Genomic DNA, 21,167 nt, shown 5'->3' with positions numbered 1-21,167 from the left:
CGGCTCAACTACTTGTAATTCCCGCCGGTCGCCACCGGGACGCGACCCATGGCCCACCTACCGGTTCTCGATCGATCCGATGTTCTTCAGCGAGATCGAGATCAGGCCGTTCGGCTCGTTCACGAACTCGATGAGGTCCGTGTTGGATACCAGCTCGGCAGGGAAGCTGATCGTGATGCCCGTGTCCGTGCGGATGCGGTGGTTCCGCACCTGGGCGCGTTCCACCTGGGACCGCTCAACTGGCACGCGCTCGGGAACCTGCTCCTCGGTGAGCCCGGCCCGCACGGCCTCTCGCATGACGGGCTCGTCCTCAAACGCGGCATCCACCACGTCCCAGGGCGGCAGCTCCTCGTCCTCCTCCACGGCCTCGGCCACGGCGGCCTTCACCCGAGCAAGCGCGACCGCGGTGTTCGCACCATGGTCCTCCGCGACCTGCTCAACCACGCGGGTCACGGTCTCGATGGCCTCCTTGCCCGATACGCCCTCCGCGCACGAGAGCAGGCCCTCGGGCAGGAGCATCCGATCCTCTCCGGCGATCTTGCGCCGTTTATCCTGGTAGAAGACCTCCATGGTCGAGGCGCGCACCAGGCAGAAGCTCGCGAGCTTCTGCGAGGGGTTCGGCAGGATGGCGAAGTGGCGGCGGATGTCGTTCCTGACCTCACCGCCCTCACGCCCGACCTCGTGCATGAAGGCCTGGCGGCTCCCGAGCAGGAGCACGGCGAACCAGCGCACCTCGTCGTCGTCCTCGAAATCGGCCACGAGCACGTCGGTCGACTCGACCTTGTCCGCACGGGAGAGCTCGCCGGCGAGGAACTCCCCCACCTGCTGGGAGAGGTCGACGAACTCCCGATCACCGAAGAGATAGCCTTTGAGCTCCCCGGCGAAGGCGGAATTCTCCGCGAAGGCGGCGCGGCGGTTGTCGGGGCTCGTCCGCGCGCGGCGCAGGTGCGTGCCCACAAACGATTTGACCTGGCGGCTCTCGAGGTCGAGCTCGCGCTCGCTCATCACGTTGACGGCGGAGTCGAAGTCCAGGATATGCAGGATCGCGTGGTTGATCTTCATGGCTTGGGCGCTCCTTCACGCTCATGGGTCCGGCGGCCGGGTCACGTTGGCGTGCGGCCGCGATGCACGCAGCGCCCGCCTGACAGCAGGACGCCCGGCCACCGAGCAGCCGGGCGTCCTGCAGGCGCGAACTGATGCAGACAGAACCTTACGCCTCGAAATCAACCTTGTCCATGATGGCACGGAGGGCCGCCGCGCTCTCGTGCAGCTCAGCGCGCTCGGCCTCGTCGATGTCGACGGGGACGCGGGTCACCACACCGTCGCGACCCACGACCGTCGGCATGGAGATGCAGATGTCGTCGAGGCCGTACTCGCCCACCATGAGGCTCGAGACGGGCAGGGCGCACTTCTCGTCGCACATGATGGCGGTGCAGATGCGGCGCACGGTCATCGCGACGCCGTAGTAGGTGGCGCGCTTCTTCTCGATGATGGTGTAGGCGCTGTTCTTGACCTCCTCGGCGATGCGCTTCTCGGTGGCCTTGTGATCGTGGTGGCCGTGAAGCTCGCAGAAGTCGTTCAGGGGAACACCGGCGACCGTGGCGCTCGACCAAGCGGCGAGCTCGGAGTCACCGTGCTCGCCCATGACGTAGGCGTGGACGTCGCGCGGGTCGACATCGAGGTGCTCGCCGAGCATGTAGCGCAGACGGGCCGTGTCGAGCACCGTACCGGAGCCGATCACGCGGCCCTCGGGCAGGCCCGACATCTTGACGGCGGCGTAGGTGAGCACATCAACGGGGTTGGAGACGATGAGCAGAACGCCCTCGAAGCCGCTCTCGCGGATGTTGGGGATGATGGACTTGAAGATCGACACGTTCTTGTTGACGAGGTCGAGACGGGTCTCACCGGGCTTCTGCGCGGCACCGGCGGTGACGACGACCATCGCGGCATCGGACACATCGGAGTAGTCGCCCGCGTAGATCTTCATCGGGCTCGCGAACGGAACGCCGTGCGCGATGTCGAGTGCCTCGCCCTCAGCGCGGTTGCGGTCCACGTCGATGAGGACCATCTCGGAGAACAGCCCGCTCTGCATGATCGCGAACGCAGACGAGGAGCCCACGAACCCGCAGCCCACAATGGCGATCTTCCTGTCGTTGACCATAACGCGTCCTTTCTTTCAACGGAAATCCTCAGACACCCCAAAGGGGTACCCGATATTTCCGGCCTTCGTTACGTCCCCATTATTCCGCAACTCACCGATGAAAATCCACCGTTCGCCGATTTTTGAAGGTAGTGAGGTGACAGAGAAGAGATTGAGATCTCCTTATGCCAACCCGTCCAACTCCGCAAGCCAGAGACGGGCGGAGGCATCGCTCGGCATGCGCCAGTCGCCGCGCGGCGAGAGCGTGACGGAGCCCACCTTCGGGCCGTCGGGCAGGCAGCTGCGCTTGAACTGCTGGGAGAAGAAGCGCCGGTAAAAGACGCGCAGCCAGGAGAGGATCAAGGCGGGCTCGAAGGTACCCTCGAAGGTGCGGCAGGCCTGGCGGTAGATGCGGCCCGGGCCGTGGCCGCCGCGGATCATGTGGTAAAGGAAATAATCGTGCAGCTCGTACGGGCCCACGAGGTCCTCGGTGCGCTGGGCGATCTCGCCGTCCTCCGTGGGCGGCAGGAGCTCCGGCGAGACCGGGGTGTCGAGGATGTCCGCGAGGACGGCGGCCGCGGGGCCCTCCACGGTGTCGGCCGCGTAGCGCACGAGGTGGCGGACGAGGGTCTTCGGCACACCGGCGTTCACCCCGTACATGCTCATATGGTCGGCGTTGTAGGTGGCCCAGCCGAGCGCGAGCTCGGAGAGGTCACCGGTGCCGACGACGAAGCCATGGAGCTCGTTTGCGAGGTCCATCAGGATCTGCGTGCGCTCGCGGGCCTGGCTGTTCTCATAGGTGACGTCGCGCACCGCGGGATCGTGCCCGATATCGGTGAAGTGCCGCTCGACAGCCGAGCCGATCGCGATCTCCCGGAAGTCTACGCCGAGCTCATCGGCGAGCCGCTCGGCGTTGCCCTTCGTCCGCGACGTGGTGCCGAAGCCCGGCATCGAGACGGCGTGGATGCCTGCGCGATCGAGCCCCGCGCGATCGAAGGCGCGCGCGCAGACAAGCAGGGCGAGCGTGGAGTCGAGGCCGCCCGAGAGCCCGATGAGGACACTCGAGGTCGACGTGTGCACGAGGCGCGTGGCGAGGCCGGCGGCCTGGATCGAGAGGATCGTCTCGCAACGCTGGGCGCGCTCAGCAGCCCCTTCAGGCACGAAAGGTCGCGGGTTAAAGACGCGGTCGGTCTCGAGGGCCGAGCGCGTGGGCGTGACGCCGAGGCTGAATGGGATGGACGCCGGTGCCTCGGCAGCGTGGTCCCCGTGCGTCCAGGTGGTCGTGCGGCGACGCTCCGAGACGAGGCGGGCGAGGTCGATGTCGGATACGGCGGATCCGCAGGTGAACGCCTCGCTCTCGCATAGAACGGCACCGTTCTCCGCCACGAGGTTCACCCCGGCGAAGACGAGGTCGGTGGTGGACTCCCCCTCGCCGGCGTCCGCGTAGGCGTAGGCGCAGAAGAGCCGGGCGCTCTGCGAGGCCACGAGCATGCGGCGGTAGGCCTCCTTCCCCACCAGCTCATCGGAGGCGGAGAGGTTCAAGATCACGGTCGCGCCGCCATCCGTGGCCATGCGCACCGACGGGGGATCAGGCACCCAGAGGTCCTCGCAGACCTCGACGCCGATGCGGACGTCTGGATCCTCGTTACAGGCGTACACGAGCTCGGATCCCAGCGGGGCCGTCTGGCCGGCGACAGCGACCGAGATCGGCGCCACAGGGGCCGGGGCGAACCAGCGCGCCTCGTAGAACTCGCCGTAGGTGGGCAGATGGCGCTTGGCGGTGAGGCCGAGCAGGCGCCCGCGGCAGCAGACGGCCGCGACGTTGTAAACGGCATCGGCGTGCGCGACGGGAAGGCCCACCGCGAAGAGGAGGGGCAGGTCGGCCGTCTCCTCGAGGATGCGGGCGAGGGCGCGCTCGCAGGCGGTGAGCAGGGCTCGGTCGTGCAGGAGGTCGGCCGCGGTGTAGCCCGTGAGGCAGAGCTCGGGCAGGACGAGGGCGCGGACACCGTCCGCCGCGGCCTCGCGGATGGCAGCGAGCACCGCCTCCGCATTGCCGGCAACATCGGCGACGCGGATCCTCGGCGTGGCGGCGGCGATGCGGAAGAAGCCGTCAGCGATGGATTCCATGATGCCCTCCTCAGGGGTCGCGATCCTGCTGGCATTGTAGCGCGGCCGCAGGGACCGGGCGGCGGCGGGCCTCGCAATGGACGAGGGGCGGGGCCTGACACCGGGCGGGATCGCAACAGACCCAACCCTCACCTTCAACCCCAACCTCAACGTCCTTCACGCTTTCCGCACGTGTGTCCCCTCTTTCTGTTCTCTCCCGGCCACGCACCAGTCTCGCCGCCGACGGGTACTAATCTCATGAGACACATCAGCGACCGAGAAGGACCGAGCATGGCATCGAACATCCCCGAGTACACGGATCTGCAGAGAACGCGCGTGGTCAGGCGCCTGGACTCGGATGGCGCATCGGGGCCGGGCTCGATCGGCAGCACGCAGCCGCTCAAGGCGGAGAAGAAGGGGCTGTTCGACGACCTCTCGATCGCGCAGATCATCGCCGGTGCCGGCGCGGCTGCCACCTCGGTGCTGCTCGCCTCGCACATCGGCGTCTACGGCTCGGTAATCGGAGCCGCCGTGAGCTCGGTCGTCACGGTCATCGCCACACAGGTCTACCGGCGCGCGCTCACCGCGGGCGCGAAGAAGATCAACGACGGGCTCGGCGTAGGCGGATCCGCCCAGGAGACGTCGCGCATCGAGAACCCCTATCGCGCGGACCTCAATGCCCCCGCGGGCACCCGCAGCGTGCGCGGCGCGCGCACCGCACCGGCCTCCTATCGCGCCCGCGCCGCCGAGGAGCGGCACGCGGTGCAGCGCAGGGTCATCATCGCCTCCGTCGTGGTGGCCGTCATCGCCGTGGCCTTGAGCGCCGGGGCGATCCTCCTCACCACCGCAGGCCAGGGCCTCGGCGACCGTCCCACCGTGAGCACCACCGGGACCACCGATGGGTCGACGAGCGAGCGGGGCACCGCCGGGACCGCGCAGTCCGACAGCAATACGAACGCGTCAACAGACACATCCTCGACGGACTCGAGCGACGCGACGGGCGGCAGCTCCTCATCCTCGACCTCGACATCAGGCACGGGCTCGACCGATCAGAGCTCGAGCGACTCCAGCTCATCCGGCACCTCGGATTCCTCGAATACGGGCAGCTCGGACACGGGGACCTCTGGATCCTCTGACAGCTCCACGGGGGACACGAGCTCGACGTCGAACTCCAGCTCGCAAAGCGGCGCCTCATCGACGAGCGGGACCTCTACCTCTGCCACCGCGGTAATCGGGCAGACGTCGTGACAGTTCGTGAACCGGGCGTCGGTGTTCTTCGATGTGACCGAGCGCCTGGAGACGGGGCGACGCTGTGACCGACCGGCGCACGTGTGGGGATATCCCGCCTGCGCAGTTCAGAGTTGCGCTCTACGTCAACCAACTGGAGCGCGCAAAGCAGCGCCCGCCCCCGGCACAGCGGGCGCCGTCGCCTGCGGCGGCAGGACGCGGGACCGTCCGGACGGGGTGCTAAGATGCAGGCGGCACAACCTGCGAGATTGAGGTCCCCATGGCGCGAACCGATTCCCCGTCGCTGTCCGACGGCAACATGCTCTACCTGTACGATCTGCTCAAGCGCGAGATCGGCTGCGGCAAGCAGACCTTCCTCCCCCGCGTTGAGGAGGCACTGGCCACCGACCGCATGACCGGCGAGGACCTGGGCTTCGAAAGCACCCGGACGCTGCTGGAGGCGCTCGGCGACATGGTCACACTCACCGTGTTCAAGGGTGGCCGCGTGTACGCGACGCTTGCCGAGATGCCCGCGTGGGACGAGGTGCTCGCTGCGGCGGATGCCCCCAAGGCGACAGCCCCAGCCGGCAGGCCCTGGAAGCGCAAGCGCGGGGCGAGGACCTTGAAACCCCAGCGTCCCCGGCGTGTGAAGCGCGCGGAGCCTGAGGCGGACCATGCGGCCGCTGAGGCTGATCAAGCGCCTGTAGCGAGCGTCGATACGGCGGGCGATACGGGAGCTGAGACCGAGTATGCACCCGATGCGCGCACCGTCATGGTGCATCAGGAGCCGGAAGCCCCGATGGTGAAAGCTGAGGGTGTCTCTGCAGGCACCGGGAACGAGCGGGATGCCGTCGCCCCTCGGACACCAGACGGTCAGGCTGGCGGTGCCATCGAGCCCGAGCGGGGCTCCGCGGAGGATGACGACCCCGAGCATACCGGCCAGATCGCGGAGGACTCCCCGTCAACGCCCGCCGCAGGCCCTCTCAGGACCCCTTCCATCTCCCTCACCGTCACCTACGATCCCGATGAAGGCCTGGGGGAAGCTGGCGGCGGCGATACCCAGACCGCGCCGCAGACCGTGATGGCCGGCGTAGATGACGAATCAGATGGCTCGGCGTCGCCGCAGCAGGTGGACACAGGGATGCTGCTCGACACGCCGACGAAACAGCGGTCTGAGATGGATGAGCGCGCGGACGACCCGGCCGCCCACGCCGCTTCCCTGCCGTCACATGAGACCGCTGCCGTGACCGGCGCAACGGCATCTGCAACCGGTATGGCAGCATCACCTGGCAACGCTGCCTCTAGGCTCACCCCGCCGTCGAACCTTGCCACAAGCACACCGGCCGGCTCCCAACGGCCCGGTGCCGCCGCGTCGGCCCCCGCTGTCGCGAAAACGGGCTCCGTCGGCTCCAGCGTCACCCCGACCCCACATGCCCTCGCCTCCTACCCGCGCGACTTCGCCACCGAGGTCCACATCCCCGGCCCCCTGCTCGCCGAGCTCACGCGCATCATGCCCTTCGGCGCCGACGTGGTGTCCGAGCTCACGCGGGACTTCCGCGCCGACCGGGGCCTGGGGTCGCTCAGCGGCACGCGATCGCAGGCGGTCTTCCCACTCCGCTTTGACGGGGGCGGCCAGCCCGTTGCCGTCACCATCAAGCGCACGCCGGACGGAGTGCGCCCCTGGGCGGTGAGCGCCGTCGAGTATGCGGAGAACACCGCACCCGCCGCAGCGGACCTCGAGGGCCTGCCCCTGGTCTCGCCTGTCGAGGAGCCCCTGCGCGAGCTCGCGGCGCGCGCGTACCTCGACTCCCCCGCCCTCGCCGCACTCGCAGAAGCCGCCTATCCGGCGATGTGGGATGCCGAATCCATCCGGGCGCAGCTCGCCTTCGCCCTTCAGGACGTCGAGCTCTCAGCCGGCGATGTCGCCATCGGGCTCTTCACCGGCACGGGCGCACCCCTCCTCGCGCGCTTCGAGGAGACCGACGAGGACATCCCGTGGCGGCTCACCGGACCGGGGTCGAAGTAGAGGCTATGCATACCTCCCAATAACGCACACGATCGCCTGCGTTTCTGGGAGCTGTGCATAGGCGCACCGCATAAAAGAAGCGGCGGCGCGGACCGACCCGTCCGCACCGTCGCCATCTTTCTCGAACACTCCCAGCCGCCGGGACCCTCCTGGGATCCGAAAGCCGCTAATCCCGCGTCAGCTTCCGATGGATTCGGTGCGGGCGAGCGGCGTCCTCACCGAGTCGCGCCACACGGTTCTCCTGGTAGGCCTCGAAGTTGCCTTCGAACCAGTGCCAGATGCCCGGGTTCTCGTCCGTCCCCTCCCAGGCCAGAATATGCGTGGCCACGCGGTCGAGGAACATGCGGTCGTGGCTGATCACAACCGAGCAACCCGGGAACTCGAGCAGGGCGCTCTCGAGCGAGGAGAGCGTCTCCACGTCGAGGTCGTTCGTGGGCTCGTCGAGGAGGAGCAGGTTGCCGCCCTGCTTGAGCGTGAGGGCGAGGTTCAGGCGGTTGCGCTCGCCACCCGAGAGCACGCCGGCGCGCTTCTGCTGGTCGGAGCCCTTGAAGCCGAAGCTCGCCACATAGGCGCGGCTCGGCACCTCGCTCTCCCCCACCTGCATGATGTCGAGGCCGTCGGAGACGACCTCCCAGAGCGTCTTGTCGGGATCGATGCCGGCGCGGTTCTGGTCGACGTAGGACACCTTCACGGTCTCGCCGAGCTCGAGCCCGCCCGAGGTCAGCGGCTCCAGGCCGACGATGGTCTTGAACAGCGTCGACTTGCCCACGCCGTTGGGGCCGATGACGCCCACGATGCCCGCGCGCGGAAGCGTGAACGAGAGGTCGTCGATGAGGACACGGCCGTCGAACTCCTTGTGGAGATGGCGCGCCTCGAGGACCTTGGCGCCCAGACGCGGGCCCACGGGGATGCGGATGTCCGTGTAGTCGAGCCGCGCGCTCGCCCGGGCCTCGGCCTCCATCTCCTCGTACCGGGCGAGACGGGCCTTGTTCTTGGCCTGGCGCGCCTTGGGGCTCGAGCGCACCCACTCGAGCTCGGCGGCCATGCGCTTCGCCAAGCGCTCGTCGCGCTGCCCCTGGGCGGCGATGCGCGCCGCCTTCGTCTCGAGGTAGGTGGAGTAGTTGCCCTTGTAGGGGTAGAGATGCCCGCGGTCGACCTCGCAGATCCACTCGGCCACGTTGTCCAGGAAGTAGCGATCGTGGGTGACGGCGAGCACGGCGCCGGAGTAGCCGTGCAGGAAGTGCTCGAGCCAGAGGACAGACTCGGCGTCGAGGTGGTTCGTCGGCTCGTCGAGGAGCAGGAGGTCGGGGGCCTCGAGCAGGAGCTTGCAGAGGGCCACGCGACGGCGCTCGCCGCCCGAGAGCACCGAGACCGGGGTGTCCGAATCCGGAAGCTGCAGGGCGTCCATGGCCACGGAGAGCTTGCTGTCGATATCCCAGCCGTCCGCCGCGTCGATCTCATCCTGCAAGGTACCCATCTCCGCCATCAGGGCGTCGAAGTCGGCATCGGGCTCGGCCATCAGAGTGCCGATCTCGTTGAACCGGTCCACCTTCGCGAGGATGTCGCCGAAGGCCTGCCGCACGTTCTCGATGACGGTGGCGCCCTCGTCGAGCGGGGGCTCCTGAAGGAGGATCCCCACCGAGTAACTGGGTGTGAGCCGGGCGTCGCCGTTCGAGACCTCCTCGAGGCCGGCCATGATCTTGAGGAGCGTGGACTTGCCCATGCCGTTGGGGCCCACGACGCCGATCTTGGCGCCGGGATAGAAGCTCAAGGTCACATCGTCGAGGATGACCTTGTCGCCGTGCGCCTTGCGCGCCTGATACATCTGGTAGATGAACTCCGCCATAAGCCTGTTTTATCCTTTCTACCTGCGGTTTCTTTTCTGATTATCCGAGTGGTCGACAAATTTGGTCGACAAAACCCGGCAAGAACCCCTGTCGCCTTTCTGGTCGAACGCCTCTCCACGTCCGTCTCCGGTGGTCACCGCGCTCGGTGAACAGGCGGCTCGAAAAAGCGGGGGCTCAACCGCCCCGCAACCACATTCTACCGGGTGTTCCGCATCCGCACCACCGGGCAGGCCGCCCATGCGGTGACACCTTGTCGGCGGATTCAGCGGGAGCCTCAGATCCCCAGCAGCCGCGCGCTCGTGTCGGCAATGCGGCGGGCGAGCTCGGCGCGATCCGCGTGGCGAATCTCCGCGAGGGTGTCGAGCACCGTCTCAAGCGCGGCCGCGATCTCCCCGGCGGTGTAGGGGGTGTCCAATCCCGGCGGCGCATCGGTCTCAAGCAGAATCCGGTCCACCGGCATGATCCGTGCGTACTCGCGTCCGCGCTTGGTGGAGAGCATCATCGGATTCACCGACACATAGCAGCCTGCGCAGCGCAGACGGGCGAGCTCGTCGCTCGTGCCTGAGAACCAGTGGAAGATGCAGGAGGCATCGGAGCCCGTGCCTGTGAGCCCGCAGCGCTCGAGGACGTCAAGAATCTCCCCCGACGAGCGCACCGCGTGCACCGAAAGGACCCTCCCGGGTACGGAACGCTCCGCACAGTCGCGGATCAGGCGCTCGAACGCCGCCACCTGCGCCTCGCGCGACCCCACGTGGGCGCGACCGAAATCGAGCCCGACCTCGCCGACGAAGCGCGCATCCGCGATGAGCCGAGCAGCCTGCAGGACCTCTTGCTCCCCGCACTCCCCCGAGTCGATCCACCAGGGATGCAGGCCCACGCCCACGCACACGTTCACATGGCGGCCGAGCGCCCTGCGCGCGGCGAGCGTGCCGGCCGGGGTGACGGGCGCGCAGAATATCGCGAGCCCGCGCTCCTCCGCCTCAGCGGCCACCCGCTCCGCATCGAAAATGCGGTCGAGGTGGCAGTGCATGTCGTACAGGCAATACGTCATCGCAGCTACCGGATCGCACCGACAGGCGGCACCGGGCCCACGGCCTCGACCCCCACCCCGGTGAGCTTGCGGATCAGGTAGCCCGCGATCATCTGCCCCATGATGGGCGGCATATAGGAGACGGTCCCCATGCCGCTGCGCTCGCTGCGGTCGCGTCCGGGAAGCCCCGTGGCCGGTCGGGCATGCTCACAGGAGTAGAGCACGGTGAGGCGGCGGATCCCGCGGCGGCGGCACTCCTTGCGCATGACGCGCGAGAGCCGGCAGTTCATCGTCTTGGAGATATCGGTGATGCGCAGGCACTCGGGATGCAGCTTGTTCGCCCCGCCCATACTGCTGATCAGCGCGAACCCGCGCCCCTCGGCAAGGGCCGCCAGCTCGAGCTTGACCGAGATGGTGTCCACGGCGTCGACCACATGGTCGATGCGGCCGGCGGCTTCAAGGAGCTCATCGAGGAGGTCCGCCGCCCCTTCGGCGGTGACGCGCACCTGGCGGCAGATGACCTCGGCATCGGGGTTGATATCGTGGATCATCTCGGCCATAACCTCGACCTTCGGGCGCCCCTGCGTGCTCATGAAGGCGATGGCCTGGCGGTTGATGTTGCTCAGCGACACCACGTCGGCGTCCACGAGGACGAACTTCCCCACCCGAGCGCGGGCGAGCGACTCGACGCAGTTCGAGCCCACGCCGCCGACGCCGAAGACGAGGACGCACGAGTCCTCAAGCCGTTTGACGCCGTCTTCGCCGAGGACCGGGATGAGCTTGGTTGCCGGGGTATCTTCTGCCATGGATCCCTCTCCGTTTTGGTTTGCGCGGTCCATTATAGGGGGATCTCGTTGGATAGGTGAGCAGGTGGGCATGCGCGGGCATCCATCTCGAGCAGCCGGTACCGACGGACCGGGAAAGCCCGTTGCGAGGTCAAACCGGTTGAGATGGGCTTACAGCAGGCCCCTCTGAGCGGGCCTGTACGGGATCAGGCCAGCAGCCGCTCCAGCGCATCCGCGATGCCGTCCTTGTTGTTCGTGCCCGTGACCATATCGGCCACTGCCTTGACCTCATCCGTCGCGTTGCCCATGGCCACGCCCACGCCGGCCGCCTCGAGCATGGTGAGGTCGTTCTGGGCATCGCCGAACGCTGCGACCTCGGAGAGGTCGATGCCGACCGCAGGCAGCGCCTCCGCGAGAGCACGGCCCTTGTGCACGCCCTGCGCGGTGTACTCGAAGTAGAAGTCGGCGGTGAACACGCAGGCGAGGGTATCGGCGAACGGCTCGGCCATCGCGCGCCAGTGCTCCTGCAAATAGGTGTCCGTACCGGCGACCAGCACCTTCTCCACCGGGCGGTCGATGGCCGCGGAGAGGTCGCGGACCTCGTGAATGAGGAGGTCGCAGGCGTCGCACTCGTACTTGATGATGTTCTTCGGCGCGCCACGGTGCTCGATCATGCAGCGGTAGGGGTCCTCGACGAGCAGCTCCTCGCCCCGCACGATCCACGGGATCACATCGAAGGTGCGCATATGGTCGATGATGGCGCGCGCCTCCTCGACGGTGAGGGCCTGGTCGAAGAGGACCTCGTCGGTGGTTGCATCCACGGCCACGGCCCCGTTGTAGGCGACGATGACGCCGTGGTGCGCGGCGAGATCGAGCTCGTCCGCGAGTGCCCGCAGGCCCTGCACCGGGCGGCCGGAGGCGAGGACGATCCGGATCCCCTGCTCCTGGGCCGCGATCAGCGCCTCACGGGTGCGGGGTGTGATGCGCTTCTCATCGTTCGTGAGCGTGCCGTCGATATCGAGTGCGATCGCCTTGATGGCCATGTGAAACCCTCCCGCGCCCCTCGGGCGCATCCTCTGAGCTGAAACGCGTCTCAGTCCGCCGTGAAAACAGGTCTTAGCCTATCATCAGCAGATCGGGGACGGTGTCAAGGATGGCGTGGGCCGCCGCCTGCGAGAACCCGAAGCGGTCCTCGCGCTTCGCGAACACGGTGAGTCCCGCCGCGACGCCGGCGGCGATGCCCGGCACGGAGTCCTCCACGCAGCAGCACGCACTTGCGGGCAGCCCGAGCAGCTCGAGGGTGTGCAGGTAGATCTCGGGATCGGGCTTGCTCTCGGTGAACTGCTCACCTGAGACGATGACCTCGAAGAACTCGATGAGCCCGCAGGCCGTGAGGACCTCCTTGATGTTCTCCAACTGCGACGACGAGGCGAGGGCGAGGCGCACGCCGCAGTCCTTGAGGGCGGCGAGGGTCTCAGGGATACCCGGATTCATCATGGAGCGGTAATCGTACGTCCGGCGCGCCTCGGTCCACGCCTCGTAGGCGGCTACGGCCTCGTCCTCGGTGTAGTCGCGCCCGACGCGAGCGTACCAACGGCGGATATTGCGGCGAAAGTCCTGGTGTGAGCAGCCCACCTGGTCGAACAGTTCCCGCTCGGTGAGGCCCATCCCGAGCTCGGCGGAGAGCGCTTCAAATTCGTGGACGTAGAACAGCTCGGTATCGACGATCACGCCGTCCATGTCGAAGATGACAGCGGTGTACGGAAAGCGGGCGGGCTCATCTGTCATGAGGGCTCCTTAGCAGGATGGAGGTGGCACGCAACAGCCGCATTCTAGCATGGGGCTCAGACACGCCAGGAAAATGCGCCGGCGGCTACGGCGTCATCCCACACCTCGCCATCATGTGAAAACGGACACGCCGCCCCTGCAAAGTCAGCCGGCGCACAGACGACCCTCTCATCGTCCATCGGCCAGCTCGCGCTCCCAGGCCGAGAAACGAGACCGGGGCACCCGCGGGCGCCCCGGTCGATCACATGCCCGTTGGCAGGAAGCGCGCCTTACCGGCGGTTCTCCCGGTAGAACGCGATCAGCGCCTGCGTGCTCGCGTCCTGCGCCGCAAGGGCCTCGTCATCGTGGAAGGCCGGGGTGATCTGCTTGGCGAGCTGCTTGCCCAGCTCAACACCCCACTGGTCGAAGGAGTCGATCCCCCAGACCGTCCCCTCGACGAACGTGATGTGCTCGTAGAGCGCGATGAGCGCGCCCAGGGAACGCGGGGTCAGGTCCACGCCGAAGATCGAGGTCGTCGGCCGGTTGCCCTCGAACACGCGGGCCGGCACCATCCACTCCGCGGTCCCCTCGGCGCGCACCTCGTCGGCCGTCTTACCGAAGGCGAGCGCCTTGGTCTGCGCGAGGAAGTTGCCGAGGAAGAGCTCGTGCACGTCCTGGCTGCCGTCCAGGGCGGCGTTGGGCGTGTTCGCAAAGGCGATGAAATCGGCGGGGATGATCTGCGTGCCCTGATGGATAAGCTGGTAGAAGGCGTGCTGGCCGTTGGTGCCGGGCTCGCCCCAGAAGATCTCGCCGGTGGCGGAGGTCACCGGCGTGCCGTCCCAGCGCACGTGCTTGCCGTTGCTCTCCATCGTGAGCTGCTGCAGGTAGGCCGGGAACCGGTGCAGGTACTGGTTGTACGGCAGGATGGCATGGGTCTTGCAGCCGAGGAAATTCACGTACCAGACGTTCAGGAGGCCCATGAGCGCGATGACGTTCTCCTCAAGCGGGGTGTTTGCGAAATACTCATCCACCTCATGGAAGCCCTCAAGGAAGCACTGGAAGCGCTTGGGCCCGAGGGCCACGATGAGCGAGAGGCCCACCGCGGAGTCGACCGAGTAGCGCCCACCCACCCAGTTCCAGAAGCCGAAGGCGTTCTTCGGATCGATCCCGAAGTCGGCCACGAGGTCGAGTGCTGTGGACACGGCCACGAAATGCTTGGCCACGGCCTCGGCGCGGGACGCCTCGGAACCGTCGATGACGCCGGCCTCCTCCAGGGTGGAGAGCAGCCAGGTCTTGGCCTCGCGCGCGTTGGTCAGGGTCTCGAGCGTGGTAAAAGTCTTCGAGACGATGATCACGAGCGTGGTCTCGGGGTCGAGGCCGCGGGTCTTCTCGGCGAGGTCGTTCGGGTCGATGTTCGAGACGTAGGTGCAGTCGATCCCCGCATCGGCGTAGGGCCGCAGGGCCTCGTAGACCATGACCGGGCCGAGGTCGGAGCCGCCGATGCCAATCGAGAGCACGTGCTCGATCCTCTTGCCCGAGACGCCCTTCCAGGAGCCGTCGCGCACCTCGTTCGCGAAGGCGTACATGCGGTCGAGGACCTCGTGCACGTCGGCGACGACGTCCTGGCCGTCGACGATCAGGCTGCCCGCCTGGCTGGCCGGGCGGCGAAGCGCGGTGTGCAGCACGGCGCGATCCTCGGTGGTGTTGATATGGGCCCCGGCGAGCATGGCGTCGCGCCGCTCCTCGAGCCCGACCGCGCGGCCGAGATCCACCAGCAGGCGCAGGGTCTCATCGGTCACGAGGTTCTTGGAGAGGTCGATGCGGAAACCGGCGAGATCGTAGCTCAGGCGCTCCACGCGGCCGGGATCCTCGGCGAACCACCGCTTGAGATCGACCCCCTCAGCGAGAAGGGCGTCGAGGTGGTCGCTCAGACTCTGCCACGCAGGGGTTTTGACAGCATCGACAGGTGCTGGAACGGTTGGCATGGGGAACTCCTCCTAGAGACGTGCCCGCGGGCACCGCGCCCGCGTGAGGTTTCCCCTATTGTAGCGCTGAGCCCGCGTCGGACGCGGCCGCATCGTCCACGGCCGGCGCTTCCGGTGCTACGGCTCCCCCGTCCACAGACGGTTCGCCCAAAAAGAGCGGCACCGCCAGGCGCGTGTAGAACGCGAGCCAGATGAGGGCCGCCGCGAACCCGCCGATCACGTCGCTCGCGTAGTGGACCCCGAGGTAGATACGGCTGACACCGATCATCACGATGACGACGGCGAAGGCGCCCGAGAGCAGGAGGCGCTGGCGGCGATCGCGCTCATAGTGCCAGATGAGCCAGACGATCAATCCGAAGAAGGCCATGGCCATCATCGAGTGGCCCGACGGGAAGCTGAAACCCGTCTCCTCGATGAGGCGGAACCCCACCGGTCTGGGGCGCTGGACCAGGGCCTTCAAACCGACGTTCAAGAGCGAGGAGAGCACCAGGTTGACCGCGCAGCACCAGCCGGGGCGCCGGCCCGGTGCGAAGGCGGCGATCACGAGCAGGAGCACGATGAGGATCACCGGGCTCCCGAGCGCCGTGAACCCCATCATGACGGGGGTGAGCCAGGAGACGCGGAGCTTTTGGACGAACAGCCAATAGGCCCAGACGTCGATCCGCATCGTGTCGGATGAGAGCACATCCCCGAGTAGGAGCAGGAAGACGGCGAGACAGCCAAGGAGCACGAGTGGAAGGGCGTTCGCGCGGATCAGGCCCAGAAGACGCCCCGGTAGCCGGCGGCGCTCCTCGGGGGTCAAGGCGTCGTCCCTACGGTTTTCCATCTTGCGCTCCTTTCGATCTCCCTATTTTAAACGTGTCCGCACGGGCCCTTAGGATATCCTCATCGAATGTCTTTTCATGGAACATATGTTCGTGTACACTGAAGCCAGAAGGAGGGGTTCATGAAACGCGCCCGCACCTACCTATGCATCGATCTCAAATCGTTCTACGCGTCGGTTGAATGCGTCGACAAGGGACTTGATCCGCTCACCGCGCGGCTGGTGGTGGCGGATCCCGCCCGCGGCCCCAAGACCATCTGCCTGGCGGTGAGCCCCGCCCTGAAGCACTTGGGGGTCCGCAACCGCTGCCGCGTCTTCGAGATCCCCTTGGGGATCTCCTATGAGAAGGCGGTGCCCCGCATGCGCCTCTACATGGAGGTGTCGGCCCGCATCTACGGCATCTACCTCGAGCACATCAGCCCGCAGGACATCCACATATACTCGGTGGACGAGTGCTTCATAGACGCCACCTCCTACCTCAGGCTCTATCAGATGACGGCCCGTCAGTTCGCCAGCAAGCTCATGGGCGAGATCCGCTCCCGCACGGGCATCCCCGCAGCGGCCGGCATCGGGAGCAACCTGTTCCTCGCCAAAGTGGCCTTGGATATCACCGCCAAGCACGCGGGCGACGGCATCGGCGTCCTCACCGAGGAGACGTTCCGCCAGCAGATCTGGCCGCACCGGCCCATCACGGATATCTGGGGCATCGGGGCGGGCACCGCGCGGCGCCTGGCCGCCTATCACGTGCACGATCTCATGGGCGTCGCCGCGCTCGATGAGTCAATCCTCTACCGCGAGCTCGGCGTCCGCGCCGAGTACCTGATCGACCACGCCCACGGGCGGGAACCGGTCACCATCGCCGAGATCCAAGCCTATCGCCCAGCCGCCTCCTCGCTGGTGAGCGGCCAGGTCCTGCACCGCGACTACACGCGCGAGGAGGCGCGCACGGCACTTCGCGAGATGGTCGACACCTCGGTGCTCGAGCTCGTCGGCCGCCATGTGGTCGCAGGCGGGATCTCCCTGTTCGTGGGCTACGGCAAGAACGTGCCCCCAGCGAGGAACGCCCCGGCAACCTGCGTGGATCCCAGCGCCCACAGCGCGCTCGACGACACCGCCCTGCTGGAGCGCCAGAACCCCGACGGCAGCATCGGCGGGGGCGTCCGAGCGATGAGCAGGCTCGCCGGAGATACCTTCCCCGGAGAGTTCGCAGGCCGCATCGCACGCGGGGCCTGGGGGCACGCCGGCGGGCAGCGCAAGCTCAGCGGGCACACGAACTCGTTCCGCAAGATCTGGGAGACCTTCGAGTGGCTGTTCGATGAGACGGTCGATCCCGCGCGGGCCATCAAGCGCATGAGCATCGGGTTCGGGGACCTCCTCCCCGAGGAGTTCGCCGACGTGGACCTCTTCACCGATCAGGCCGCCGAGGGCGCCGAGCGGCAGCTCGCCCTCACCGTCAACGCCGTGAAGGGCCGCTGGGGAAAGAACGCCCTGCTCCGTGGCACGAGCTTCAAACGTGGGGCCACCGGGCGCGAGCGCAACGAGCAGGTGGGAGGGCACCGTGCCTAAGTACACCAAAAACGGTCAGTCCCGAGCCAGCCGCGCAGCCCAGTTCATGCCCTTCGCGGCGCTCACCGGCTACTACGAGCTCGCACGTCAGCAGGAGCGCGTGGTCGAGGCGCGACACGAGCCCACCGACGAGGAGGCCCTCGCCCTCTCGCAGACGATCATGCAGGTGCGCCGGGGCGATCTCATACGCGTGACCTTCTACCGGGGCGACGGCTACGTCACCCGGGCGGGAACGGTGGCGGCCGTGGACGCAACCCTCCGAAACCTGCGCCTCGACGAGCTCACGATCCCGTTTCGCGATATTCGTGAGATCGACCGCTCCCCCGCGAACGGTGATGGCGCGTGGGAGCGGCCAGGAGTGTGAGGTCGGCAGGGGCGCACGCGAGCGGACAAGCTCTCTCGGCCCACAGCCCTCCAGCGCGGGCGCCGGTCCGTCCTAAAAGGCTGAAGGTCAAGGCCAGAGAAGGTCGATTCCAGCCGGAAGGAACCCCTTGCGAGGCCCGCCGGCGCCGCGTGCAGGCGGCGCTTAGAGCTTCTGCACGTAGTAGCCGGCATCCTTGACGGCCCGCTCGTAGGCGGCCTCGTCGATGGGGTGCTTTGAGAGGATGCGGGCCATGTTGTCGCCAAGACTCACCCGCGCCCAGGTGCCATCGATCCCGTTCAGGGCGTCTGTGACATGGCGTTCACAGTTCTCGCAGGTCATGCCGCCAATCAAAAGGTCAGTCCGATACGGATAGTGTGACTCATCGGTGTCCGCCACCTCCACGTGCTTGACCTTCGCGGCCCCCTCGTGCTCACCGCAGCAGCTCTGCGTGCCCGAGAGGCCGCCCCAGACACGACGCCCGCCGATGGCGAGGCCGGCGATGACGATGATGGCGACTACGATATTGCCCGGCGTGAGGATCTCACCCATGAGAGCTCCCTTCAACATGGCGCCAACCGGTTCGGTCGGCGCATCCCAAACGGCGCAGCCGCATCGACCTGGCGCCGCCAGGTCCGGCGCTACGGTTTGCAACGAACCGCGGCCACTCGACTCGGTCCCGCACCACGGCGCCCGCATGGGCGGTTGAATCCGTGAAGCCGCGCCTTTCGCGAACACACTATAGCCCTCAATCCCATCCATCTTCCCTAGAAGTTAGAAGATGCTTACTTCTCGTGCGATCCGGCGCCGATCCGGTGTATAAGTTACCTAGACCTAACAAAGGGACGAAGGCTGGAGGACGCACCGTGATCACACCCATCGACGCGCTCTCACTCGAGGCATCGATCGTTCGCAACGGCGCACCCACGCTGACCGGGGCCATGCCCGCGAACCTCTTCACCTTCCCCGGGCGGTTCGCCGCATCGACTCCCTGCACGGCAGTAAGCGCCACCGAGGTGCGCGAGAACCGCGCCGCCCTCCATGATGCGGCACGCGTCTGCGCCACCTGTCTCGAACACTCCGGCATCCGTCTGAGCGTGCTCGTCTGGCGCGGCTGCGGGGCCCTGCTCTTCCTCTACCGGCCGGACGCGCTCGAGCGCATCTTCTCGATACCCGAGGTGCACCATGCGTTCGAAACGGCCGGATATCCCTCAGGCGACCTCGATGGATGCTTGGATTCCCTCGCCGAGCGAATGGCAGCGCGCGGCCCCTGCGCCGTGAGCGCCCGGCATGCGGCGACAGCCGTTCCCTCCCCGCAGCATCCGCAGCGAACCGCCTTCCCCCATGAGGTCGGTTACCTCCTCGGCTACCCCGTCGCCGACGTAGCGGGCTTCATCAACCACGCCGGCAAAAACTGCCTAGTCTCCGGACCTTGGAAGGTGTACCAGGATCGGAACCGCGCACTCGCCCTCTTCGAGCGCATCCGTGCGAACACGGCACGGTGCCGACAACGCTATCGTCGCGGCGCGAGCCTCACCGAGCTCGCCGTCGCGTGCGCATAGGACCCAGAAACCAGCCGCGCGAAGAACGCGGCGCAACGGAAAGGATCAGCTATGAGCAAGGTTGCGGTCATCTACTGGAGCGGCACGGGCAACACCGAGGCCCTTGCTGGGTTCGTCGCCGACGGGGTCTCCGAGGCCGGCGGCGAGGCGGACGTCGTCCAGGTCTCTGATTTCGACAAGGCGTCGCTCGCGAGCTACGATGCCTTCGCCCTCGGATGCCCCGCCATGGGCTCCGAGGAGCTCGAGTACGACGAGTTCCAGCCGTTCTGGGACGACACCAAGGGCTCGTTCGGTGAGAAGAAAGTCGCCCTCTTCGGCAGCTATGAGTGGGCCGAAGGTGAGTGGATGGACACCTGGAAGGCCGACGCGGCGGATGCCGGCGTGAACGTCGTCGACACCCTCATCGTCTACGACGCCCCTGATGCCGAGGGCGAGACCCAGGCCAAGGCGCTCGGCGCGAAGCTCGTGTGATCAAAGCCGATTCGGCTGCGCCGTGGAACGAGCGGCGGATGTACCAGGGGCGGGCGGGCCACGAAGGCTCGCCCGCCCCACTCATGGCGGCAATGTGTCGGAACCGCGTTGCTCAGATGGACGTCGGCCATGCGGGGCGTGGGGCAACCGAACCCAAATTCCCGCTGTGCTATCGTATCTATCGATACGCCGTACTGATAAGGAAGGGAACGCCGTGGCGGTGCAACGACGCAACACGCACCAGCGCCAACTGGTGCTCGATGCCGTGATCGCACGGAGCGACCACCCCACGGCTGAGGAGATCTACCACGATGTACGCGCCCACGACGAGAAGATCAGCCGCGGCACGGTGTACCGCAACCTCAACCTGCTCGAGGAGGCCGGTGCGATCCGCTCGGTCCATGTGCCGGGAGGCAACCGCTTCGATCGGAGGATCGAGGACCACGCGCACGTGACCTGCCTCATCTGCGGCTCGGTGCAGGACGCCCCCCTCGCCTACGACGACGCGGTCGACGCCCGCGCAGCTGCGGAGACGGGCTACGACGTCGAATCGCACAGCACGGTCTTCTACGGCATCTGCCCTGCCTGCCAGCGCAAGCAGCAGACCACCTAGCCCGTCTCAGCGCGGCAGAGCCTGCCGCCCGCAAAGATTATGCGTTTCCGCAGGCGGGCCCTCCAGGCGGGCCCACACTCCAAAACTCAGACAAGCCCCAGCTCACGGCAGGCATTCCAGATGCCGTCCTCGTCAACGGAGGTGGTCACGAGCTCTGCCTCCGCTTTCACGGTATCCCAGGCGTTGCCCATGGCGACCGCATGGCCCACCGCCCTGAACATCGGCAAGTCGTTCTCCCCGTCACCAAAGGCCACCGCCTCGTCCGGGCCCACGCCCAGACGCTCGAGCACGGCCGCCACCCCACGCCCTTGCCGCCCGTGCTCGGCACCACATCGCAGAAGAGATCGGTCCAGCGGGTCAGCGCAACGTGCTCCGTGACCTTAAGGATCTGGCCCTCCTCCTCGCGGGGCAGGAACGCGCAGATCTGGTACACCGGCGCCTCGAGCGCGCGTGCGAGGTCGTCGACCACGTAACGGAGCCCCACCTCCTGCTCATTCGCCCGCAGGCGATCCCCCCGGCCGCTTGCGAACGAGCCGTCGCGCTGGAGCACGAGCAGGTCGTATCCGCGCTCACGGGACTGCGCCGCGATCGCGCGCACGTCTGCGGCATCGAGCGAGCAGTCGCGGAAGCTTCCAGCGCCATCGAAGCAGAGCTGGCCGTTGAAGGTGATGTAGGCGTCAAAACCCTCCAGCAGCTCGGGGATCATCTGGTAGCGGGCGCGTCCCGTGGAGACGACGGTGGCGACGCCGGACGCTCGCAGGGCCGCAAGGGCGCGCTCGGCGCTCTCGGGCACGCGGTGCGTCTTGAAGCTCGTGAGCGTGCCGTCGATATCGAAGAACGCGGCCTTGATCATGGTTG

General features: G+C 67.2%; 18 protein-coding genes and 1 pseudogene. 7 read left to right on the top strand and 12 right to left on the bottom strand.

What is annotated here, in order from left to right; translation table 11 throughout:
• Window positions 1-57 precede the first annotated feature (57 nt).
• From CAP13_RS09190 to CAP13_RS09180, 3 genes are all read right to left on the bottom strand, one after another.
• On the bottom strand, window positions 58-1,062 hold the full coding sequence (locus CAP13_RS09190) for a nucleoid-associated protein (protein WP_085831293.1): 1,005 nt from the start codon (window positions 1,060-1,062) through the stop codon (window positions 58-60).
• A 148-nt stretch (window positions 1,063-1,210) separates the two neighbouring features.
• Window positions 1,211-2,161 (bottom strand): L-lactate dehydrogenase, encoded by a 951-nt coding sequence (locus tag CAP13_RS09185; protein ID WP_085831292.1) that lies wholly within the window; start codon window positions 2,159-2,161, stop codon window positions 1,211-1,213.
• Window positions 2,162-2,323: 162 nt separating this feature from the next.
• Complete coding sequence (locus tag CAP13_RS09180) at window positions 2,324-4,267, bottom strand: NAD(+) synthase (RefSeq protein ID WP_085831291.1); 1,944 nt, start codon at window positions 4,265-4,267, stop codon at window positions 2,324-2,326.
• 270 nt (window positions 4,268-4,537) lie between these two features.
• Between CAP13_RS09180 and CAP13_RS09175 the strand changes: the two genes are divergently transcribed.
• Complete coding sequence (locus tag CAP13_RS09175) at window positions 4,538-5,494, top strand: hypothetical protein (protein WP_085831290.1); 957 nt, start codon at window positions 4,538-4,540, stop codon at window positions 5,492-5,494.
• 259 nt (window positions 5,495-5,753) lie between these two features.
• The gene (locus tag CAP13_RS09170; RefSeq protein WP_085831289.1) at window positions 5,754-7,499 is read left to right on the top strand and encodes a hypothetical protein; all 1,746 of its coding nucleotides are present in this window, start codon (window positions 5,754-5,756) and stop codon (window positions 7,497-7,499) included.
• A 166-nt stretch (window positions 7,500-7,665) separates the two neighbouring features.
• On the opposite strand, the gene ettA is transcribed toward CAP13_RS09170, so the two are convergent.
• The 7 genes from ettA to CAP13_RS09135 all read right to left on the bottom strand — a co-directional run bounded on the left by ettA (window position 7,666) and on the right by CAP13_RS09135 (window position 15,739).
• Window positions 7,666-9,345 (bottom strand): energy-dependent translational throttle protein EttA, encoded by a 1,680-nt coding sequence (gene ettA / locus CAP13_RS09165; protein WP_085831288.1) that lies wholly within the window; start codon window positions 9,343-9,345, stop codon window positions 7,666-7,668.
• A gap of 275 nt (window positions 9,346-9,620) precedes the next feature.
• Window positions 9,621-10,397 (bottom strand): TatD family hydrolase, encoded by a 777-nt coding sequence (locus CAP13_RS09160; protein WP_085831287.1) that lies wholly within the window; start codon window positions 10,395-10,397, stop codon window positions 9,621-9,623.
• A 5-nt stretch (window positions 10,398-10,402) separates the two neighbouring features.
• Window positions 10,403-11,182, bottom strand: coding sequence for a tRNA threonylcarbamoyladenosine dehydratase (locus CAP13_RS09155; protein WP_085831286.1), 780 nt, complete (start codon window positions 11,180-11,182; stop codon window positions 10,403-10,405).
• A gap of 185 nt (window positions 11,183-11,367) precedes the next feature.
• A complete protein-coding gene (locus CAP13_RS09150) occupies window positions 11,368-12,204 on the bottom strand; it encodes a Cof-type HAD-IIB family hydrolase (protein WP_085831285.1) in 837 nt (278 codons plus the stop codon).
• A 73-nt stretch (window positions 12,205-12,277) separates the two neighbouring features.
• Window positions 12,278-12,949: an HAD family hydrolase gene (locus CAP13_RS09145; RefSeq protein WP_085831284.1), complete on the bottom strand. Its 672-nt coding sequence runs from the start codon at window positions 12,947-12,949 to the stop codon at window positions 12,278-12,280.
• Between the two features lie 269 nt (window positions 12,950-13,218).
• Entirely contained in the window at window positions 13,219-14,913 is a 1,695-nt protein-coding gene (gene pgi, locus CAP13_RS09140) for a glucose-6-phosphate isomerase (RefSeq protein ID WP_085831283.1), read from the bottom strand.
• Window positions 14,914-14,968: 55 nt separating this feature from the next.
• Entirely contained in the window at window positions 14,969-15,739 is a 771-nt protein-coding gene (locus tag CAP13_RS09135) for a phosphatase PAP2 family protein (RefSeq protein ID WP_085831282.1), read from the bottom strand.
• A gap of 120 nt (window positions 15,740-15,859) precedes the next feature.
• Here CAP13_RS09135 and CAP13_RS09130 point away from each other — a divergent pair, with 120 nt between their 5' ends.
• The gene (locus CAP13_RS09130) at window positions 15,860-17,302 is read left to right on the top strand and encodes a Y-family DNA polymerase (protein WP_085831281.1); all 1,443 of its coding nucleotides are present in this window, start codon (window positions 15,860-15,862) and stop codon (window positions 17,300-17,302) included.
• A complete protein-coding gene (locus CAP13_RS09125) occupies window positions 17,295-17,666 on the top strand; it encodes a YolD-like family protein (protein ID WP_097677705.1) in 372 nt (123 codons plus the stop codon). Before CAP13_RS09130 ends, CAP13_RS09125 begins: the two co-directional genes overlap by 8 nt.
• 162 nt (window positions 17,667-17,828) lie before the next feature.
• Here the strand turns inward: CAP13_RS09125 and CAP13_RS09120 are convergent, their stop codons facing one another.
• Window positions 17,829-18,215, bottom strand: a complete 387-nt coding sequence (locus CAP13_RS09120) for a heavy-metal-associated domain-containing protein (protein ID WP_085831279.1) — start codon at window positions 18,213-18,215, stop codon at window positions 17,829-17,831.
• 314 nt (window positions 18,216-18,529) lie between these two features.
• On the opposite strand from CAP13_RS09120, the gene CAP13_RS09115 reads away from it, so the two are divergent.
• From CAP13_RS09115 to CAP13_RS10345, 3 genes are all read left to right on the top strand, one after another.
• On the top strand, window positions 18,530-19,225 hold the full coding sequence (locus CAP13_RS09115; protein ID WP_085831278.1) for a DUF3793 family protein: 696 nt from the start codon (window positions 18,530-18,532) through the stop codon (window positions 19,223-19,225).
• A gap of 51 nt (window positions 19,226-19,276) precedes the next feature.
• Window positions 19,277-19,696: a flavodoxin gene (locus CAP13_RS09110; protein WP_085831277.1), complete on the top strand. Its 420-nt coding sequence runs from the start codon at window positions 19,277-19,279 to the stop codon at window positions 19,694-19,696.
• A 214-nt stretch (window positions 19,697-19,910) separates the two neighbouring features.
• Window positions 19,911-20,309: a Fur family transcriptional regulator gene (locus CAP13_RS10345; RefSeq protein ID WP_245798984.1), complete on the top strand. Its 399-nt coding sequence runs from the start codon at window positions 19,911-19,913 to the stop codon at window positions 20,307-20,309.
• A gap of 86 nt (window positions 20,310-20,395) precedes the next feature.
• On the opposite strand, the pseudogene CAP13_RS09095 reads toward CAP13_RS10345, so the two are convergent.
• Window positions 20,396-21,162, bottom strand: a pseudogene (locus CAP13_RS09095) (Cof-type HAD-IIB family hydrolase).
• Between the last annotated feature and the right edge of the window lie 5 nt (window positions 21,163-21,167).

The sequence above is a fragment of the Collinsella vaginalis genome, assembly GCF_900176655.1.
Taxonomy (GTDB): Bacteria; Actinomycetota; Coriobacteriia; order Coriobacteriales; family Coriobacteriaceae; genus Collinsella; species Collinsella vaginalis.
The sequence above is the reverse complement of the archived record's forward strand: the minus strand, read 5'-3'. Positions and strand labels throughout refer to the sequence as shown.